12 protein-coding genes and 1 pseudogene are annotated in these 20,235 nt (G+C 58.2%); 7 read left to right on the top strand and 6 right to left on the bottom strand.

Features of this window, described 5'->3' with window-relative positions:
• Positions 1-4: 4 nt before the first annotated feature.
• On the bottom strand, positions 5-1,828 hold the full coding sequence (locus DFS28_RS10985) for an NAD(P)/FAD-dependent oxidoreductase (RefSeq protein WP_111449762.1): 1,824 nt from the start codon (positions 1,826-1,828) through the stop codon (positions 5-7).
• A gap of 244 nt (positions 1,829-2,072) precedes the next feature.
• Here DFS28_RS10985 and DFS28_RS10975 point away from each other — a divergent pair, with 244 nt between their 5' ends.
• Positions 2,073-3,968 carry a sigma-54-dependent Fis family transcriptional regulator gene (locus DFS28_RS10975; protein ID WP_111449760.1) on the top strand — a complete coding sequence of 632 codons (1,896 nt, stop codon included), beginning with the start codon at positions 2,073-2,075 and terminating at the stop codon, positions 3,966-3,968.
• A 508-nt stretch (positions 3,969-4,476) separates the two neighbouring features.
• Positions 4,477-6,543: a maltose alpha-D-glucosyltransferase gene (gene treS, locus DFS28_RS10965; protein WP_111449759.1), complete on the top strand. Its 2,067-nt coding sequence runs from the start codon at positions 4,477-4,479 to the stop codon at positions 6,541-6,543.
• A 53-nt stretch (positions 6,544-6,596) separates the two neighbouring features.
• On the opposite strand, the gene DFS28_RS10960 is transcribed toward treS, so the two are convergent.
• A complete protein-coding gene (locus DFS28_RS10960; RefSeq protein ID WP_111449758.1) occupies positions 6,597-7,997 on the bottom strand; it encodes an amino acid permease in 1,401 nt (466 codons plus the stop codon).
• A gap of 78 nt (positions 7,998-8,075) precedes the next feature.
• Positions 8,076-9,368 (bottom strand): MFS transporter, encoded by a 1,293-nt coding sequence (locus DFS28_RS10955; protein WP_111449909.1) that lies wholly within the window; start codon positions 9,366-9,368, stop codon positions 8,076-8,078.
• Positions 9,369-9,672: 304 nt separating this feature from the next.
• Here DFS28_RS10955 and DFS28_RS10950 point away from each other — a divergent pair, with 304 nt between their 5' ends.
• Together DFS28_RS10950 and DFS28_RS10945 are read left to right on the top strand one after the other, a co-directional pair.
• A complete protein-coding gene (locus DFS28_RS10950; RefSeq protein WP_111449908.1) occupies positions 9,673-10,800 on the top strand; it encodes an MFS transporter in 1,128 nt (375 codons plus the stop codon).
• Between the two features lie 55 nt (positions 10,801-10,855).
• Positions 10,856-11,956, top strand: a complete 1,101-nt coding sequence (locus DFS28_RS10945) for a LacI family DNA-binding transcriptional regulator (protein ID WP_111449907.1) — start codon at positions 10,856-10,858, stop codon at positions 11,954-11,956.
• Between the two features lie 62 nt (positions 11,957-12,018).
• On the opposite strand, the gene DFS28_RS10940 is transcribed toward DFS28_RS10945, so the two are convergent.
• From DFS28_RS10940 to DFS28_RS10930, 3 genes are read right to left on the bottom strand one after another with little or no spacing between them, the layout of a single operon-like run.
• Positions 12,019-13,629 (bottom strand): GMC oxidoreductase, encoded by a 1,611-nt coding sequence (locus tag DFS28_RS10940; protein WP_111449757.1) that lies wholly within the window; start codon positions 13,627-13,629, stop codon positions 12,019-12,021.
• 17 nt (positions 13,630-13,646) lie between these two features.
• Positions 13,647-15,434, bottom strand: a complete 1,788-nt coding sequence (locus DFS28_RS10935; RefSeq protein WP_111449756.1) for a thiamine pyrophosphate-binding protein — start codon at positions 15,432-15,434, stop codon at positions 13,647-13,649.
• Complete coding sequence (locus DFS28_RS10930) at positions 15,431-16,147, bottom strand: ThuA domain-containing protein (protein ID WP_111449755.1); 717 nt, start codon at positions 16,145-16,147, stop codon at positions 15,431-15,433. The genes DFS28_RS10935 and DFS28_RS10930 overlap by 4 nt, the downstream gene beginning before the upstream one ends.
• Before the next feature lie 395 nt (positions 16,148-16,542).
• On the opposite strand from DFS28_RS10930, the gene hisD reads away from it, so the two are divergent.
• From hisD to DFS28_RS31170, 3 genes and pseudogenes are all read left to right on the top strand, one after another.
• Complete coding sequence (hisD, locus tag DFS28_RS10925; protein WP_111449754.1) at positions 16,543-17,826, top strand: histidinol dehydrogenase; 1,284 nt, start codon at positions 16,543-16,545, stop codon at positions 17,824-17,826.
• A 180-nt stretch (positions 17,827-18,006) separates the two neighbouring features.
• Positions 18,007-19,263, top strand: a pseudogene (locus DFS28_RS31175) (HAMP domain-containing protein); the annotation flags it as partial.
• A gap of 18 nt (positions 19,264-19,281) precedes the next feature.
• A complete protein-coding gene (locus tag DFS28_RS31170) occupies positions 19,282-20,121 on the top strand; it encodes a methyl-accepting chemotaxis protein (protein WP_371922168.1) in 840 nt (279 codons plus the stop codon).
• The last annotated feature ends 114 nt before the right edge of the window (positions 20,122-20,235 follow it).

The raw sequence follows: 20,235 nt of genomic DNA, 5'->3' as shown, positions 1-20,235 counted from the left end.
TGACTCAGCCAGTGTGGTGACTCTCGGCAAGGCCATAGACGGATGTGTCGATGCCTTCGAAGCGCGCTTTTATCTGCAGCGCCAGATACAGCGAATAATGCCGTGACTGATGCAGGTTGCCACCGTGGAACCAGAGGTTTTCCTGCTGTGTTGGCTTCCACATGTTCCGCAGTTCGCCCTCGTACGGGCCAGGATCGTTCGTGGTTCCAGAACCCAAGCCCCAGCAGCGGCCGACCTTGTCAGCTACTTCCTGGGAAATCAGCTTCGCTGCCCAACCATTCATTGAGCCATAGCCCGTGGCGTAGACGATCAGATCTGCCGGTAGTCGGCTGCCATCGTTGAGAACGACGGCATCTGCTTCGATGCGTTCGACACCCAGGCCAGGCGCGCTCTTGAGCCTGATCGTGCCGTTAGCGATCAGTTCGGAGGCGCCGACGTCGATGTAGTAACCAGAACCACGGCGTACATACTTCATGAAAAGGCCAGATTCATCGTCACCGAAATCTAGCATGAAGCCGGCCTTGGCCAAGCGCTCGTAGAAGTCCTTGTCGCGCTCCTTGATCGCGTCAAAGATGGGTTGATGAAAGCTTGGCATGACCTTGTAGGGGATTGAGGCGAACAGCATGTCAGCCTTGTCCGTGGTCAAACCCATCTCCAGAGCGTCTTCAGAGTAGAGCCCGCCGAAGACGAGGTCCATTAAACTGTCGGAGCGCACGATGTGGGTGCTGGAGCGTTGCACCATGGTCACCTCGGCGCCGTTCTCCACCAAGTCGGCGCAGATGTCGTGAGCCGAATTGTTCGCACCGATGACCACCGCGCGCTTGCCGCTCCAGGTGTCCCCGCCGGGATGGCGGCTGGAGTGATGCTGCTGGCCATTGAAAACCTCGGCACCCGGATAACTCGGAACATTGGGTACGCCAGACATGCCGGTGGCGAGGATCAACTGGGTAGGCTGTAAAGTCACACGCTCGCCATCGCGCTGCACTTCAACCTTCCAGGTGCCACTTTGCTCGTCAAAGCTGGCGCTCACGCATTCCGTACGCGGCCAATAATTGAGCTCCATGACTTTGGTGTACATTTCCAGCCAGTCGCCAATCTGGTCTTTTGGGGTGAAGACTGGCCAGTGATCGGGGAAGGGCAGGTAAGGCATATGGTCGTACCAGACAGGGTCGTGCAGGCACAGCGACTTGTAGCGACCGCGCCACTGATCACCAGGACGCTCGGCCTTGTCGACGATCAGAGTTGGCACACCCATTCGCTTGAGCCGCGCAGCGAGCCCCAGCCCACCCTGGCCACCACCCACGATCAGGCAGTAAGGTTGGGTGGTGATGCCTAGCGAAGCTTCCTCATCGCGACGGCGCTCTAACCAGTTGCGTTTGTCGGTGTTGGCGTGACCATGATTGGCACCCATTGGACGACGGCGGCCGCTGGGTTCTTCAAAGCCTTTGAGCTCGCGCATGGTCGTCAACAGCGTCCAGCACAGGCCCTCCTTTAGACGCACGTAGCCTTTACCTCGCGCCGCATCGGTTTCCACGCTGATCCAACCTTCGAGCACACCGTCATTCAGCGTCGCCTCACCTTCTAGTTTCCATCGCTCAGGACGAGTCTGGTCGAGGCGTGTTTCGAGCATGTCTCGGATGGCAGGCTTGCCTTCCAAGGTCACTAAGTTCCAGCTGAAAAGTAGTAGGTCACGCCAGTGACACTCTTCGGCAAACAGTTCCAGTACGCCGTTCAAATCACGTTGGGCGAGACGCTCGCCGAGGTTTTCGATCCAAGCAGCGAGTTGAGCAGTTGGCGTGTGCAGAGGCGTTTCGACAGCGATGTTCATGGGGCTTCTCCAGATCTTGTTGTTTTTGTACAACTTGCTCCAGAGCAAGGCTCGGGCCACCTTCGCGAAAGCCCCATTGCAGAGCTGCTGCGGCAGTATTGCTCAGGCTTGGATTCACCTCTCTGTCACGATTCTGGAAAGGGTGGATGACAGAGTGTCACTCGGTGCAAAAAGCGCTCGTTGAGATCTTTTCATATAAGCTGCGAACAGACCCGTGTCCTAACCGTAACGGAGAACAAGAACAATGAAGCCGGCCTTGATCAACGCCCATGCACAACAAGTGCTGCAAGCCGTGCAGGACACTCACGCCAACCATGGCCCTATTGTTGACCGTGCCATCACACGATCTTGGCGTCGGTGCCTGGATCAGTATCAGCTCGATCCTGCCAGTCGCCGCGCACCGAACGTGGTTGAGCATCCACGCTTGCAGGATCACCGCGCGCCACTGGAACACATCATCGCTGTGGCGCACTGGCAGATGAGCAACCTGCACCAACAACTCGGACGTGATGGTCACGTGGTGCTACTCACCGATGCTCGCGGTGTGGCGATCGACAGTGTGTTTAACGAATCCGAACGAGCCGAATTTCAGCGTTCCGGGCTGTGGCTCGGCTCTGTATGGAGTGAAGATTGCGAAGGCACCAACGGTGTCGGCACCTGCTTGGTCGAGCGAGCGGACGTAACCATCCGTCGTGATGAGCATTTCCGTGGCAAGCACGTCGGTCTTACCTGTTCGGCGAGCCCGATATTTGATGCGAGTGGAGAGTTGCTAGCCGTGCTCAACCTCACTTCTGTAAGGGATGACCACAGCCTTCAGCGACACTTCCAGGCCATGGCATTGACCAACCTATCGGCCAAGTTAATAGAGAGCTGTTTTTTCTTGGGGCATGATCCGCAGCGATATTTGCTGCGCTTCCACCCTGAGGCAGGCTTCGTTGGACTGCTGGGTGAAGGTCTGCTCAGTTTCGACGAGAGTGCCCGTATTTGCTCAGTCAATCATGCTGCGCTGGATCTGTTAGGCCTCAGCCGTGATCAAGTGATCGGCCAGTCTCTAACAGCGTTGTTGGAAACACCTATTGAGCAGGTGATGAGCCAGGCCAGCGCTCAGCCGAGTGTCTGTTGGCCAGTGCGGCTGCTGGACGGACGCCAGTTCTACGGGCAGCTGCGAGAGCCCGCGCACCAGGCGCCTTTAGTCATTCCCGCGCCCCCCAAAATCAACGATGTGCACGTGTGCTTGGAAGACCCACGCCTGCAACGCGGCTTTGCTCGCGCATTACGTGTTTTGGAGCGTGACGTTCCGGTGTTTTTACAGGGCGAAACCGGTACTGGCAAAGAAGCTTTTGCTGCGGCGCTGCACCGCGCCAGCTCCCGAGCAACCCAGCCGTTTGTGGCGATCAATTGCGCAGCCATTCCAGAAGCGCTTATCGAAAGCGAGCTGTTCGGCTATCGCGGTGGCAGCTTCACTGGTGCACGTAAAGACGGGATGATCGGTAAGCTGGAACAGGCCCACGGCGGCATACTATTTCTTGATGAGATCGCCGATATGCCTCTGGCTTTACAGACTCGCCTGCTACGCGTGTTGGAGGAGCGTCAGGTGGTGCCCTTAGGCGGCGCGACGGCACGTCCACTCGATGTTCGCCTCATCAGTGCCAGCCACCAGGATCTGCACGCCTGTGTGGCCGAAGGGCGCTTGCGCGAGGATCTGTTCTACCGCGTTGCCGGATTCGCCGTGCAGCTCCCACCGCTGCGTGAACGATCAGACAAGGGGCGTTTGCTGGACCTATTGCTGCGCGAGGAGGCAGCAGGGGTCAGGATTCGGCTAGAGGCGGGCGTCAGAGAGCGCCTGCTGACGCAGCCTTGGCCGGGCAATGTCCGGCAGTTGCGTACGTGCCTGCGCACGCTGGTAGCGTTGGCATTGGAGGGGCGTGTCACCCTTGACGATTTGGCGGAGTTGCTGCCGGCAGTGCCAGCGACAGTTGCGCTGGCTGAAAATCCGCTAGGCGTATCCGAGCGGCAGACACTGCTCACATTGATTGAGGCGGAACATTGGCATATCGCCCATGTTGCCGCTCGCCTAGGGATCAGCCGCAATACGCTCTATCGCAAACTGCGTCATCACGGTATTTCACGACCCGGTTGAATGCAGAATGACATCGTCGCGTTTCCTGCCTCTGTGGACTTGGACTGAGAGGCTCTGTTCCGCATGCTCAGGACTTGTTATAGCGTGATGGATGAAGCTCAGTGTGCACAAGCAGGTCCAAGTTTGGTCACGGCGCCGTGAAGTACTTTATCGCTTTGCTCATCTGGCGGATTTCAGTAATTTTTCACCTTGCAAAAATGTGCGGCCCGATGAGTTTGACGTGCTTTATCTCGACAGCAGCAGAAGGTAGATACTCATCGTTCCCAAAATCATCGCCAGTGAAAATATTGAGCCTGAAAAGTACTCGTTGTTGAAATACGTGCCGGTACCTTGGAAATGTCAGTGCGCTGCGTTGGGCCTCTAGGTTTTTACTTAACCCATTGCGCATCGCAAGCGTCCTGCTGACTCGATGCAACGAATGCCACGTCATGGCCTCATATAAAAACGAGCGGCGCCTTTGGTGGAGAGGGGCGAGTGCGGTTTTTTCATTACAGAGGTGATTGTTTCCATGACGGCAGCTGAGAAAAATCATGTCGACTGGCTGGTCGAACAATCGATGCTTCATGCCGCAAAACAGCGGGCCAAGCTCTATTCGGGACAAGGTCGATTGTGGCAACAGCCTTACGCCCATACCCGGCCCCGTGATGCTTCGGCCCTGGCGTCGGTGTGGTTCACCGCTTACCCGGCGTCCATTGTCACTCGCGAAGACGGCAGCGTACTGGAAGCCCTGGGGGATGAAACCTTATGGCACGCGTTGTCGAGAATCGGTATCCAGGGCATCCACAATGGCCCGTTGAAGAGGTCTGGCGGCCTTTCGGGCACGGAACACACGCCGACGATTGACGGCAACTTTGACCGCATCAGTTTCGACATCGACCCGCAATTGGGCACCGAGGCTCAGCTTCAGGCGCTGGTGCGCATGGCCGCCGCGCACAATGCGGTCATCATCGACGATGTAATCCCGTCGCACACCGGCAAAGGCGCGGATTTTCGCCTTGCCGAGATGGCGTATGAAGACTATCCGGGGCTCTACCATATGGTGGAGATTCGCGAAGAAGACTGGCCGCTACTGCCCGACATTACCGAGGGACGCGATGCGCAGAACCTGACCCCGCAGCAGGTAGACGTTCTGCGAGACAAGCATTACATCGTCGGCCAGTTGCAACGGGTGATCTTCTTCGAGCCGGGAGTCAAGGAAACCGATTGGAGTGCGACATCGATCGTGATGGGGGTCGACGGCAAGCCGCGACGTTGGGTTTACCTGCATTACTTCAAGGAGGGGCAACCGTCGCTGAACTGGCTTGACCCGACTTTTGCCGCTCAGCAGATGATCATCGGAGATGCGCTACATGCCATCGACGTCATGGGGGCGAAAATCCTGCGTCTGGACGCCAACGGTTTCCTCGGCGTGGAACGCAAAATCGATGGCACCGCCTGGTCCGAGAGCCATCCGTTGTCGATCACTGGCAACCAACTGCTGGGCGGGGCGATTCGCAAGGCCGGTGGCTTCAGTTTCCAAGAGTTGAACCTGACGGTCGACGACATTGCCGCCATGTCCCATGGCGGCGCCGACCTGTCCTATGACTTCATCACCCGACCGGCCTACCAACACGCCTTACTGATGGGCGACACCGAATTTTTGCGCTTGATGCTGCGTCAGATGCACAACCTCGGCATCGATCCGGGCTCGCTGATCCATGCCTTGCAGAACCATGATGAATTGACCCTGGAACTGGTGCATTTCTGGACGCTGCACGCTCACGACACCTACCTCTATCAGGGCCAAACCTTTCCCGGCAACATCTTGCGCGAGCACATTCGCGAGCAGATGTATGAGCGCCTGGCGGGAGAACATGCTCCCTACAATCTGAAATTCGTCACCAATGGCGTGTCCTGCACCACCACCAGCCTCATTACGGCGGCTCTGGGCATTCGTGACCTCGAGGCGATAACCTCTGCGGATATTCAGCAGATCCGCCAGGTCCATCTGTTGTTGGTGATGTACAACGCCATGCAACCCGGCGTGTTCGCATTGTCTGGCTGGGACCTGGTTGGCGCGTTGCCATTGCCTGCGGAACAAGTCGAGCATTTGATGGGCGACGGTGACACACGCTGGATACATCGCGGTGCCTATGATCTGGTGGACCTCAACCCGCAGGCATCGATGTCGGCGGGGCGGATGCCACGTCCGAAGACTTTGTATGGCAGCCTGCCGAGCCAACTGAAGGATTCGGATTCGTTCGTCTCACAACTGCGCAAAATTCTTGCTGCGCGCCGCGCCTACGACATCGCCGCCAGTCGCCAGATCCTGGTGCCGGATGTCGAGCATCCGGGGTTGCTGATCATGGTCCATGAGCTGCCGGCCGGCAAAGGTACGCAAATCACCGCGCTGAACTTCGGCTCGACTCCGATCACCGAAACTCTGCATCTGCCCAATATCGCACCCGGGCCGGTGGTCGACATCATCAATGAACGAGTCGAAGGTGATCTTACGCCTGAGGGCGAGTTCACCATTACGCTGGATGCGTATGAGGGGTTGGCACTGCGGGTGGTGAGCAGCTCACCTATGATCTAGTAACCTGTAGGGGAAATCGAAGTGGTTGATCGCTCAACCACCTCGACGGCACTTCAACCTCGGCTCATCACCGTTGCGTCACCAGCATCGCGCCGCTGTAGGTACACACCGATCACGACCAACATCAATGACAAGACAGCGGAAACCCCCAATTCCATTTGATGCCCCGGGACGAAAGCCATAAGGCCCAGGAACACCAGAATAAAGGCGATGGTGATGTAAGAAAGCACCGGGAAGAAGGGCACCTTTACCAGCAGTTTTTCTCCACTCGCAATGGCACGCTTGCGAAGAATGACGTGGCTGATCGCAATCACCAGATACATAACCAACGCAATTGTGCCAATCGTCGCAATCAGTGGCACCAGAACGGCTTGCGGCAGGGTGTAGTTAGCGACCAGCAGAATCAACGATGCTGCACTGGAGTAAAAAATCGAGATCCGTGGCACACCGTTATGTGTCGTTTTAGCCCATGATCGCGGAGCGTCACCTCGTGAAGCGAGGGAGTAACCCATCCGTGAGGCGGTGAAGATTGCAGAGTTCAAGGTGCTGGCGACGCCAACCAGGATGACGGTCTGGACAATCGTCGCCGCAGCGGGAATGTTTATCGCTTCCAGCGTTGCCTGGAAAGAACCGTTCGCCAGCGCCGGGGCGTTCCAGGCAACCAGGCTCACGATCACGAAAATTGAGCCGAAGTAGAAAATCACCATCCTCCAGACAACCGATCGTATGGCTTTGCGAATGCTGGTACGCGGATCCGGGGATTCGGCGGCGGCAATGGTGACGATCTCCATGCCGGTGAAGCTGAACATCGCCAGTACCAGCGCGGCGAGTATGCCCGTGCCGCCCGTAGGGGCGAAGCCACCATCAATCCAGAGGTGGCTCACACCGCTTGTTGAGGAGCCAGGTAATAATCCGAAGATCGCAGTGAGGCCCAGTGCGGTGAAGGCCAAGATGGTGATGACCTTGAACAGCGAGAACCAGTACTCCAGGGTGCCAAAGTTCTTGACGCTGAGGATGTTGGTTGCCGTCAGCAAAGCGATCATGGCGGCGCCCACCAACATTGACGGTACGCCCAGCCAGCCGCCGAGGATGTCCGAGGCGACGATGGCCTCAAGCGGGATGACCAGCACGTAGAACCACCAATACAACCATCCGATAGAGAAGCCGGCCCAGCGTCCCAATGCCTGTTGAGCGTAAGTTGAGAATGAGCCCGTATCCGGATTGGCGGTCGCCAGTTCTCCCAACATGGTCATAACCAAAATTACCATGACCGCGGCGATAGCAAATGAGACAAGGACTGCCGGGCCAGCGGCGGAAATGGCGCTGGCCGATCCGACGAAGAATCCGGCGCCAATCACGCCGCCGATCGAGATCATGGTGATCTGCCGGCTGTTTAGGCCTTTTGAAAGTTTGCCGCCAACAGGCGGAGTCTCCTGCGTGTTGTAAGTGCTCATTGGTATAGATCCCCCGATTTTATCGTTGTCAGAAACCCGGACGTGATGAGTCGCCAGTTACTTTTTGCTGTTGCACGTTTAGAGAACATTTTTTTTTAATGAGGCGTTGTTGCTGCGTGCCTGGCGTTGTTTATCGGTCGAAGCTGTTTTGGGTGTTCGCGTCAGTAATGGGCCGAACGTTGCCAGCAAGCCCAGCATGATCAACGGGAAAAACATTAGTCTGCCCAGGCCAAAGTTGCTGACAATCACCGTGATGGCGGCCGGCCCCACAAGCATCCCGGAGAACCCGATACAGTTAACGATGCCGATGTTGCGACCCGCATGTTGTGGATCGCGGCGTCCGGCGGCAGAAATCATCAGGGGGGCGATGCAGGACAGTCCGAGGCCGAACAGTGCGAAGCCGACGATGCCGGTCATTGCGGTGCCACCGACAATGGTGATGATCATGCCGAGGACACACAGCGTCCCGCAGCCGAAAACCACCTGTGAGTTACCGAACGCGGCAGCCAACCGGTCACCGAAAAGACGCCCGACAAAGGCTGCACCGACGAAGACGGAGACTGCCATGCCGGCTGTCGAGGTCGTTGTCGAGAACTCACGCCGAATGTATTCCTGGCCCCAGTCGGCAATCGCGTTTTCTCCCATCATGCTGCCGAGCAACAGGGTACCGAGCGCAATCATGACCAGTAACGATTTGGTCGATGGGCCTTTGCCTGACTCATCTGTCGGGCGGGCGCCTGTGTGCCAGTCGCTGGATGACGACTCGGGAACATCATGCTTGCCGAGCAGCCATCGGCTGAAAAAACAGCCCACGATAAATAGCGCCACGCCAAGTACGGTGTAGGGCACTTGCACGCTGTCGGTGTAGAAACCGGTCAGCCAACTGCACACCATTCCCAGCAGAAAGCCGCCCAGTGAATAAAACGCGTGGAAGCCAGACATGATCGAGCGCTGGTAGAAGCGTTCGACTTGAACACCATGCGCATTCAACGCGGTATCCAGAGCACCTCGCAGTAGACCGAGCACAACACCGAAGCACAACGCGAACCAGAAACCACTGACGAAACCCAGCGGAATAATGGAGAGGGGATACGCGAGTGCGCACACCGTGATGACTGGCTTTGCACCGAAAGTGTCCAACAAGCGGCCAACCCACAGCGCACCCGTTGCCGAACCCACACCAACCCCGAGAGCGACTAAACCGAAGTTCGCATCTCCCAACTCGCCGGTAAAGCCCAGTTGCGCTCTGAAGACACTGACACCTGTCGACCAGATGTACATCATGGCCCCAATCATCATGAAGCCCAGGAAAGTCGCGATACGCGCCCTGCGAATGCGATCGGGGATCTGTGTTTTTTGAATGTTGTTAATCACGCTGCATTGTCCCTTTTGTTTTTTTGGGGGTGTTCATGCAATTGGAAGTTTATGTCGATAGAGTTATACGTATAACCCTATAAAAGTAACATTGGCAACAGACTGGCTGTCAATCCTTTTCGGTTTTGTGGCCAGTACGTGCGCATTCGTATCTCACATCCTGCTGGGCGTCGTTGTCCCGCTTTTCGTTGTCCTGTTGGCCTATTCTATTGTTTTGAGTTATACGTATAACCTTACTGAATCGAACACAGAGGTTTCCGTGTCGTCTCAAGAATTGGTATTGCCGTGCGCCACACCTGATATGGCCGCCTACCGACTGACATTTCTGATGTCAGGCCTTTGCATGGGCGCATGGGCACCCCTGGTTCCTTATGCACGTAGTCGAGCAGAGGTCGACGACGGTGCGTTAGGCCTGCTATTGCTATGCCTCGGCCTGGGCTCACTGGTGATGATGCCGCTTGCCGGCGTTCTGAACGCCAGGAAAGGTTGCCGCTTTACCATGCACGTCGGTATTGCACTGGTATTACTGACATTGCCAATGCTAGCGACGACGCATTCATTTGCAGGCTTGATGTTTGCCCTGACAGTTTTCGGCGCTGGGTGCGGATCAGTCGACGTGACGATGAACGTACAAGGGGTGATGGTGGAACGCGCGACGGGCCGTTCACTCATGTCAGGCTTTCATGGATTGTTCAGCCTGGGAACGATTGTCAGTGCGGCGGGTATGACCACCTTGTTATGGCTCGGCGCTACGCCTTTGCTGGCGAGCAGCGCGGTGTTGGCGGCACTGGTCGCTTTCGCCCTGACCTCCGGGCGACAAATGTTGGGGCGCAGCGGCGATGAAGGCAGCCCGATATTTGTCCGGCCCACGCGAAAAGTCTTGTTGTTGGGCTTGCTCTGTCTGTTCGCCTTTCTCGCGGAAGGGGCGATTCTTGACTGGAGCGCGGTGTTTCTCGCGGAGGTACGTGGGGTTCAGCATTCGATTGCCGGCCTGGGCTACGCGGCGTTCGCAGTGATGATGGCCCTGGGACGATTGAGTGGCGACCGGATTCTGCTGAAGCTTGGTTCGCGCGTGGTGCTCATCGGTGGCGGCCTTATTGTCATACTGGGATTCATGATGGTCGTGCTGGCGACGAACTGGCTCCTGAACCTGGTGGGGTTCGCCGTCATAGGCATTGGTTTGGCGAACATTGCTCCGGTTTACTTATCGCTGGCAGGTGCCCAACAGACGATGCCGGGTGAGTTGGCGATTGCCGCGGCAACCAGTCTCGGTTACCTCGGCATCTTGATGGGTCCGGCAGTCATTGGGCTCTTCGCTCACGCGACCGGTCTGTCTGCGGCGCTGCTCGCAGTTGCTTCATTAATGATCGCGATCATGGTCAGTGCTACTCGACTGGTTCCGAAGGCTTCCCGTCAACGGTTACACTGAGTGCATGTTTTTTCACGGACCTCGTATGAGGTTCAAAAAGATTGGGAAGCAAGCGATGGCATCCGTTTCAATGAAAGATGTAGCACTGTCTGCGGGGGTGTCTCAGGCTGCTGTGTCGTACGCTTACAATCGCCCCTCCAAATTGTCGCAAGCCCAGCGTGAGCACATCCTTGAGGTGGCCACCTCATTGGGCTACCCGGGACCCAATGTTCTGGGGCGAAGCCTTCGCTCGGGCAAGATTGGGGCGATCGGGCTGATGATGATGGACAAATTGTCCCTGGCGTTCGCCGATCCCTGCACCATCGCCTTATTGCGCGGGATCAGTGAAGTAGGGGAGCTGGAAAATGTCGCGCTGACGTTGTTTCCACTCAATAACAACCGGCTCGTCGGTCGTGCGCAGGCGGCGAACCACGGCAGCCTTGCACTGCGCGGGCTGGTGGATGGTTTGATTATCTCAACTTTGCCTGATGATCACCCAGCCGTATTGGCCGTGGTGAAACAGAACATTCCGTTTGTGGTGATCGATTCCCCACTGGTGGAAGACTCGTTTTTTGTCGGGATTGATGATCGCGGTGCCGCCCGTACGCAAATGCAACACCTGCTGGACCTGGGGCATCGCAAAATAGGCATCATCATTGACCGTCTGAACCCCGACGGTTATCGCGGCCCGATTGATCAGCAGCGATTCAAAAGCGCCAGTGAGCGCATTGTGAGGGAGCGGCTGACCGGGTACGTGGAAGCGGCGAGTGTGGCCGGCCTGGCCTTCGAAGACCTGAGCATTATCGAGGCCGGCGGACTTGATTCGACGGCGGGGCAAGCGGCCGCCTTCACGCTGCTGACGTCCAACGACGTCACGGCGGTGGTTGCCTGCTCGGATGTGATGGCGATCGCCTGCATGAAAACGGCTCATGCGCTCAATCGCGATGTCCCGCAAACCCTTTCTGTAATTGGCTTTGACGATATTCCTGAGGCGGTTCAGCTCGGCTTGACCACGATTGGCCAGCCCATGGTGGAGAAGGGCGTTTATGCCGCAAGAATGCTGACCGAACAACTGAATGCACCAGCCGGCACCCGGCTCGAACCCGAGCAGAAGATTTTCGCCACGAAATTGATTGTGCGCACATCGACGCTCAATGTGCAGGCTGCAGACGTTTAAGAACTTGCAGGGCTGCGGCGTAAAGTACGCCGCAACCATTCTTCAGGTTGGTTTTTAACCGTTCAACTCGGCAGGCGTTTGAAACTCGCCGCGACCCGAAGGGCATTGGCGGCGATGGTCAGTGCCGGATTGACCGCGGCCGATGAGGGGAAGAAAGAGCTGTCGACCACCCAGACGTTATTCAGGTCATGCAGCTTGCAATTCACGTCCAGCACACTGGTAGCGGGGTCGGTGCCCATCACGGCAGTGCCGCATTGATGCGAGTTGGTGGCAATCCCCATGCGTGCTTTCAGAATCACTGGATAGCCCGCCTCGCGCATCACTTTACTGGTCTTGCTCACCAAACCCTCATGAGCCTTGAGGTTGTTCGGCGTCCAGTGGACCTTGATCGCATCACGCTGTTTGTCATACGTGACGCGGTTTTCCTGCGTCGGCAAATCCTCAGAGGTCAGATACAGGTCGACGCTGTGGTCGGTGATGTATCGCGATGCGAACTTTGGCAGCCACGGGCGCATGGAGGTAATCATGGGCTCGCGGATTTTTCCCAGCATCTGCACGTTACCCAGCGGGAACGAATTGTGCGGGCTGGCGCTGTACCAGTCGTTGATGGCCAGGGTCTTCTGGAAGATCACTTTGTTCTTGCGTCGCGGGTCCACCGCCAGCATGAAGGTGCTGTTGTGAACCATGTAGTTGCGCCCCAGTTGCCCAGAGCTGTTGCCAAGGCCTTCAGGGTGCTGATCGTTTGCCGACTTGAACAACAGGGCTGCGCTGTTCACCGCGCCGCACGCCAGGACAAAGCGTTTGGCTCGAAGCGTCACCTCGCGGCCATCAATCAGGCCACGGGCCTCGTTCACGGTCCGGCCGTCGGTGCCGGTGATCAGTTGTTTGATCATGGTGCGGGTCATCAGCCTGACGGTGCCACTGCGCAAGGCAGGTCTCAGCGCCGATACTTCAGCGTCAGCCTTGGCATCGACGAGGCAAGGATAGCCGTCGCAGGTTGAACACAATACGCAGTCACCGCCGTCGCCATAATCCACCGCTGCCGGCATCACGAAGGGCTTGAGTCCGGAACGGCGCATGCTTTGCTCCAGCGGAATCAGGGCGGGGTCATGTTTGAGCGCAGGCTGCGGAAAAGGGCACGAGCGCCAGGGTTCGCTGGGGTCGATGCCGGCCTGGCCATGCACCCGATAAAGCTTTTCGGCTTCGGCGTACCAGGGTTCCAACTCCGCGTAACTGATGGGCCATGCGGGTGAAACGCCCTCGGCGTGCTGAATTTCGCCAAAATCCTCTTCGCGAAACCGTGGCAGCATGGCGCCGTAGAATTTGGTATTGCCGCCGACGTAATAAAACACCCCCGGCGAAAACGCTTGATTGGATTCATCCAGCCACTGTTCGGCATTGCGATAGCGGCCTTCGGCGAACACCGATTCGGTGCTCCAGTTCTGTATTTCACGGGGCAGGAAATCCCCCCGTTCGACGATCACAATGTCCAGCCCACTCTCGCGCAGCGCATGGGCAAAGGTTGAGCCGCCCATGCCCGAGCCGATAATCACGACATCACAGTTGATATTGCCATCTGCATCAGGTGTCACCACGTCGAGGGCGCGCGGTTCGCGCGGCGCCCCCGGTTGTGGATTCAGCTCTGCATGATGCGAAATCAAGGCATCACTCATTTGAGCTGCTCCAGTTCTTATAGGTGCTGTTCGGAGTTGCGCAGTTCCCGGTATTCGTCCTGGCGTTCGTCAGTGATGTACTCGGGAATCGGGAAATCCCACCAGCCTGGTACCCAAGGACCTGCGGCGTCACGGTCAGTCGGGATCTCGATCAGCACCGGCACGTTCAGGTCCAGGGCTTCCTGCAGGATCGGCTCCAGGTCTTCAGGGCGCTCCACGCGATAGGATTTCAGGCCGAAGGCTTCGCCGACCGCTTTGAAATCCGGGCTGTACGGCGTGCCGTCCGGGTGGTTGAACTCGGTGCCGATGTGGCGACTGGTCTGCTTGCGCTGGCCACCGCGAATCGACATGTACCCGGCGTTGTTCTGGATCATGAACACCACGGGAATGTTGTTGGTCACGCAGATCGCAATTTCCTGCGAGGTCATCAGGAAGTCACCATCGCCGAGGATGCACACCACCGGTTGGTTCGGTGCCGCCAGTTTGGCGCCGATCGCGGCCGGCACCGCCCAGCCCATGGACGAGAAGCCGCCCGAGGTCAGGTGCGTGCGCGGCGTGTACACCGGGAAGGTCTGCTTGACCGCGCCTTGGGTGTTGCCGGAGCCGACAACCACAATGGTGTCCCGCGGGAAGATCTTGCGCAGCGCGCCCAGCGGACGTTGCGAGGTAAACGGGAAACGGTCGGAGTCGCGACGACCCGCCAGTTTGGTTTCCCATTCGTCCTGATAACCGCGCAGGTCGGCCAGGTATCCTTCGCGGTCCACGGTCTGGCCTTTCAAGCCTTCGACGATGTGGGCCAGGGCGTATTTCGCATCGGCGCAGATGCCCACGGTCACCGGGTAGTTTTTGCCGATTTCGTGCGGATCGATGTCGATGTGGATCAGCTTCGACGGCGGAATCGCAAAGGTCACGCCCTTGGCATAACTGGACGATGACCAGTCGGTGAAACGACAGCCCACGGCGATGATCACATCGGCGGTGGACGCCACGGTATTACCGCACATTGTGCCGGTCTGACCGACGCTGCCGGCGAACAGCGGGTGATCTTCCGGGAAGCCGCTTTTGCCGTTCCAGGTGGTCACCACCGGAATCTTCCAGGCTTCGGCCAGGGCGAGCACTTCAGCGCTGGCCTCGCCGGTGATGACACCGCCGCCGATCACCAGCACCGGGCGCTTGCACGCCTTCAACTCTTCAACCGCGCGGGCGGTAGCTGCCGGGTCCGGGAAGCATTTGCCGATCGGGGTGCGTTCTTCCAGGGCGTGCAGGGTTACTTCGGCGGCTTCGGCCTGAACGTCCATCGGGATTTCCAGATGAACCGGGCCAGGGCGGCCGGTGACCATCGCGCTCCAGGCCCGATGCATCATGAACGGCAGCTCTTCAACGCGGGTCGCGACCCAGTGACGTTTGGTCACGGCTTCGGCGATTTTCGGGAAGTCGTTGTCGGTGTAGCGCTCCAGCTCCTGCAGCAATCCGTGGCCGCGCATGTGGGTGGGCGGCCCGCCGGTGATCAGCATCAGGCTGGTGGAGTCGGTGAACGCGGTGGCCATGCCGATAACGGTATTGGCCGCGCCGGCACCGATGGAAGTGACCGCCGCCATCGGCTTGCCGGAAACCCGGTAGTAACCGTCCGCGAGGTGAACCGCACTCTGTTCGTGGAAGACCTGGATGAACTTGAGTTTGGAGTCTTCCTCAAGGAAGGCATCGGTGAGGGTCCAGATACCGTGACCGGGGATACCGGCGACGTATTCGACGCCATAGTTTTTCAGGGTTTGAGCCACGATCTGGCTGCCGGTCAATTTAGTCATGACAGGACTCCTTGGGTTGATGAAAGTGAGGTGTTTTTTTCCGTGCCTTGTGCGCGGCCGCGAGTTGCCCAGTTCAGGCCCTGCTTGGTCAGGCGGCGGATATTCGGGTCGGCGAGGTTGCTGGTGTCGTGGCCGATCGAGTGATAGAACACCCGGCCCTGACCCCACTGGCGAACCCAGGCGACCGGGCTGCGATGGCCCTTGAGCCACGGGAGCGGGTTACCGTCGAAGGTGGTTTCGGCCAATACGTGGATGTTCGGGTCGACCTGCATGTAGTACTGCTCGGACCGCACCTCGAAATCCTCGACGCCTTGGGTGACTTCGTGGCTGTGGTCGATGATGTTGACCTGGTACGGATGGGGAAAACCTTCGCCCATCGGGTGCTCGAGAAACGAGCCGCCCAGCACCCAGTGATACTTGAGGCTGGCGCGAAACGCCGCGCCGGCGCCATGCCAGCCGACCAGCCCGGTGCCGCTTTCTATGGCTTCGAGCAGGCGGTTTTCCTGGGAGGCGGTCAGCGTTTCCGTGGTCACGGCGTTGTTCCAGCCGATCACGATCAGGTCGTAACCGGTCAAGTCCCTGTCCAGTGTGAAGATGTCGGTGGACTCTTCGACATCGAAATCCAGTTCCTGGAAAACGGTCCGTGCCCATGCAGCAATTTCGTAGGGGTAATGGCCGGGCCAGCCACCGTATAGATACAAGACTCGACTCACGGTTGGTCACCTCTTCAAGTTGGGTGTGATTATTAGGTTATACGTATAACCGCTTATTTAAGCTATCACTCCGAATAACTAAGTCAATGCCTTCGTTGTTTTTTTATGGATGATGGCTTGCAGGCCTTGTTTTATGGGCCTTAAAGCCGCACAGGGCGCAGTTTGTAAATAACCGGTAGTTCTGAGAACGATCAGGTCGCAAGGGTTTGTTAATAAATGGTTATACGAATAACAGTAGTTGTCGCTGTCAGTGCTTCAGCATTGCGTCTGTGCTGCGTCAGATCGCGTCATCAATAAGGAGCCTGCGAAATTGCCCGGGGCAGGGGGGTGAGAAAAGATGGTCGCCAATGCTGAGTGCATGTGGCGTGCCCTCAAGAACCACCTGGAGCAAGTTGATGATTCGTTATCTGAAAAAAAGTAAGCCTGTCGAAGCTCAAGCCGAAATCGCCTCCCAAGTCCGCGACACCGTTGAGCAGATCATCGCCAACATCGCCAGGAACGGCGACGCCGCCGTGCGTGAATACTCGAAGCAATTTGATAAATGGGAACCCGTGTCTTTCCGCCTGACCGACGCAGAAATCGCGGCGTGTGTCGCCAGTCTGTCGGAGCAGGAAATCGGCGATATCAAATTCGCCCAGGCGCAAGTCCGCCGGTTTGCCGAAGTGCAAAAAGCCTCCATGCACGACGTCGAAGTCGAAACCCTGCCGGGGGTGATCCTCGGGCATCGCAACATTCCGGTGAACTCGGTGGCCTGCTACATCCCCGGCGGCAAATACCCGTTGCTGGCCTCGGCGCACATGAGCGTGTTGACCGCCAAGGTCGCGGGCGTGAAACGCGTGGTCGCCGCCGCGCCACCGTTCGATGGCAAACCCCATCCGGCCATCGTCACCGCGATGTACCTGGCCGGTGCCGATGAGATCTATTGCGTCGGCGGTGTACAGGCGATCGCCGCGTTTGCCCTAGGCACCGACACCTTCAAAGCGGTGGACATGATCGTCGGGCCAGGTAACGCTTATGTCGCGGAAGCCAAGCGCCAACTGTTCGGCAAAATTGGTATCGACCTGATCGCCGGTCCGACCGAAACCTTGGTGATTGCCGATGACAGTTCCGATGTTGAAATCATCGCCGCCGACTTGCTAGGCCAGGCTGAACATGGCGTCAACTCGCCTGCGGTGTTCCTGACCAACAGCACGGTACTGGCAGAAAACCTGCCGGCCGAAATCGAGCGCCAGTTGGCCATTCTCTCGACCGCGCCCGTCGCCTCGGTTGCCTGGCGTGATTATGGCGAAATCATCCTGTGCGACACCGTCGACGAGCTGGTGCAGGAAGCCGACCGGATTGCATCCGAGCACGTCCAGGTGATGACTCGCGAGCCGCTGTATTTCCTGGAGCACATGACCAACTACGGCGCGCTGTTCCTCGGTGAACGGACCAACGTCTCCTACGGCGACAAGGTTATAGGCACCAACCACACCCTGCCTACCACCGGCACCGCGCGTTACACCGGTGGGCTGTGGGTCGGAAAGTTCATCAAGACCTGCACTTATCAGCGAGTGCTGACGGACGAGGCGTCGGTGCTGGTCGGCGAATACTGCTCGCGCTTGTGCGGCATGGAAGGCTTCGCCGGGCACAAGGAGCAGGCGGATATTCGCATTCGTCGCTACAAGAAACACGCTTGAGGGTTGTTGCTCAGTTGCAGCACTTGGCAAGCGGGTAGCGAGAAAAAGGGTCGTTTCTCGCTGCTGTTGGTCACTCTCACCGTCTTTCCAAGTGTTTTCAGGCTCTCCGTACGGGGAGCTTTTTTTTGAAGCGCTCGAAAGAACTCGTTGTTCCAGGCTGGATTATAGTGAGGCGATGCGATGGGAACCTTCTCGATTAAAACAAGAATTACGCTGGCTGCCGGGAGTTGCCTGTTTGTCATGGTGCTTTGCCTGGTGGGGTTTTCGATTCAACAGATGCGCGACACCTCTGCGGTGGTCAGCGAGTCCAGTACCCAGGCGCTGTCCCAAGCGTCAATGCAGTACCTGGAGGCGACGGGATTCTTGCAGGCCAACGGGGTTGAGAAGCGCTTCCTCAGCAGCCTGATGTTCACCCGTTCCCTGGCCACCCAAGTCGTGATGATGCGTCGCCAGGCCAAGCAAAATGGTTTGGCCCCGGCGCAGCTGCGTGGCGATCTTTATCGCTTGATTCGCGCGCAAGTGGCAACCACACCGGAGATCCTCGGCGTCGGCATTTCCTTTGAACCGAATGCCCTGGACGGTGCCGACGGGAGCGCAATCAATGGCGCCGATTTCACCGGCAACCCCAAGGGCCGGTTTGCGGTATACGTCTCGTCGATGCAGAACTTCGTCCTCGACGAAAAGGAAATGCTGGACGACGGTGACCCTGGGAAAGCCTGGTGGAATTGCCCGAAAAAAACCCGCAAGGCCTGCCTGATCGAGCCCTATACCTTCGAGCTCAACGGTGTGGCGACCCTGACCTCGAGCATCGCGATACCGTTGCTGGACGGCGGCAAATTCATTGGCGTGGTCAGCATCGACGTGCCGTTGAGCAGCTTGCAAAATATTGCGCAGAAAGCCAGTACCTCGCTGTTCGAAGGCCTGGGGCAACTGACGTTTGTCAGCGCCGCCGGTGCCGTCATGGGTAAAAGCGGCGACCCTGCGGCGTTGGGCAAATCCATCAAGGACCTCTACCCACGAAAGGCTGCTGACATGTTCGAGGGCGCGAAGTCAGGGAAAACCTTGGTCCACGATGAGCCTGACAGCGCCAACGTGATGCTCGTCGTGCCGTTCTCCCCGATTCCAAACGCCAGCCAGTGGATGACCATCATCGAAGTGCCGCGCGCGGCGCTAATGGCCTCGGTCGCGGCGATGCAGCAGATCATGGAGCAATCCAATCGGCGGTCGATCATGGTGCAAGTGGCCACCGGAATCGGGGTCACCGTGGCCGGTACGTTGTTGATGGGGTTGTTGGCGGTCAGCGTGACGCGGCCTATTCGTCGGGTGTCCGCCATGCTGGAAGCCATCGCGAATGGCGAGGGCGACCTGACTCGCCGATTGAGCGCAGAGCGTCAGGACGAAATGGGCGTGCTGGTGGGCTGGTTCAATCGCTTCCTCGATAAGCTGCAGCCCATCATGGCCGAGGTCAGTCAGAGCGTTCTGGAGACCCGATCCACCGCTGACCAGGCGTCGTCGATTGCCACCCGGACCAGCAGTGGCATGCAGCAACAACTGCGCGAGGTCGAGCAAGTCGCCACCGCCGCCCATGAGATGAGCGCCACCTCTCAAGACGTCGCGCGCAATGCGTCCATGGCCGCGACTGCCGCGCGCAATGGCGATATCGCTGCGCAGTCCTGCAAAGCTACGATCGAGACGGCGGCGCACTCCATTCAGTCCCTGGCCGATCACATGAGCGGCGCAATGACCGGGGTCCGCCAGCTCTCCGACAGCAGTGAGAAAATCGGCAGCGTGCTCGACGTGATTCGCACCATCGCACAGCAGACTAATCTGTTGGCACTCAACGCTGCGATCGAAGCGGCGAGGGCCGGGGAGACGGGCCGGGGATTTGCGGTGGTGGCGGATGAGGTTCGTTATCTGGCCCAGCGCACCCAGGATTCCGTGAGTGAGATCCAGGGAGTGATCGAAAGCCTGCAAAGCGGTACGCGCGAGGTGGTGAATGCCATGCAGAGCCAGCACCTCCAGGCAGACGCCAGCGCCGCCCAGGCACTGGAGGCGGTCGACGCACTGGCCCATGTCAGCCAGAACATCGAGATCATGACGGACATGAACCTGCAAATCGCCAGTGCGGCGGAAGAGCAGAGTGCGGTGACCGAAGAAGTGAACCGCAATGTCTCGGCGATCAGGGACGTGACGGGCGCGCTGGTGGAACAAGCCGATCAATCGGCGCGGATCAGCCAATCCCTGAACGACCTGGCGAACCAGCAACAGGTGCTGATGAACAACTTCAGGATCTGACCCTCCCACACTGGACTGGTGTCGTTCACAAGTCCTGGGCCCGGCAAAGATCACCTGTGGGAGCGAGCTTGCTCGCGATGACGGCGGTACATTCAACATCAATGTTGCCTGTTA

The organism is Pseudomonas sp. 478, from assembly GCF_003254125.1.
GTDB lineage: Bacteria > Pseudomonadota > Gammaproteobacteria > Pseudomonadales > Pseudomonadaceae > Aquipseudomonas.
The sequence above is the reverse complement of the archived record's forward strand: the minus strand, read 5'-3'. Positions and strand labels throughout refer to the sequence as shown.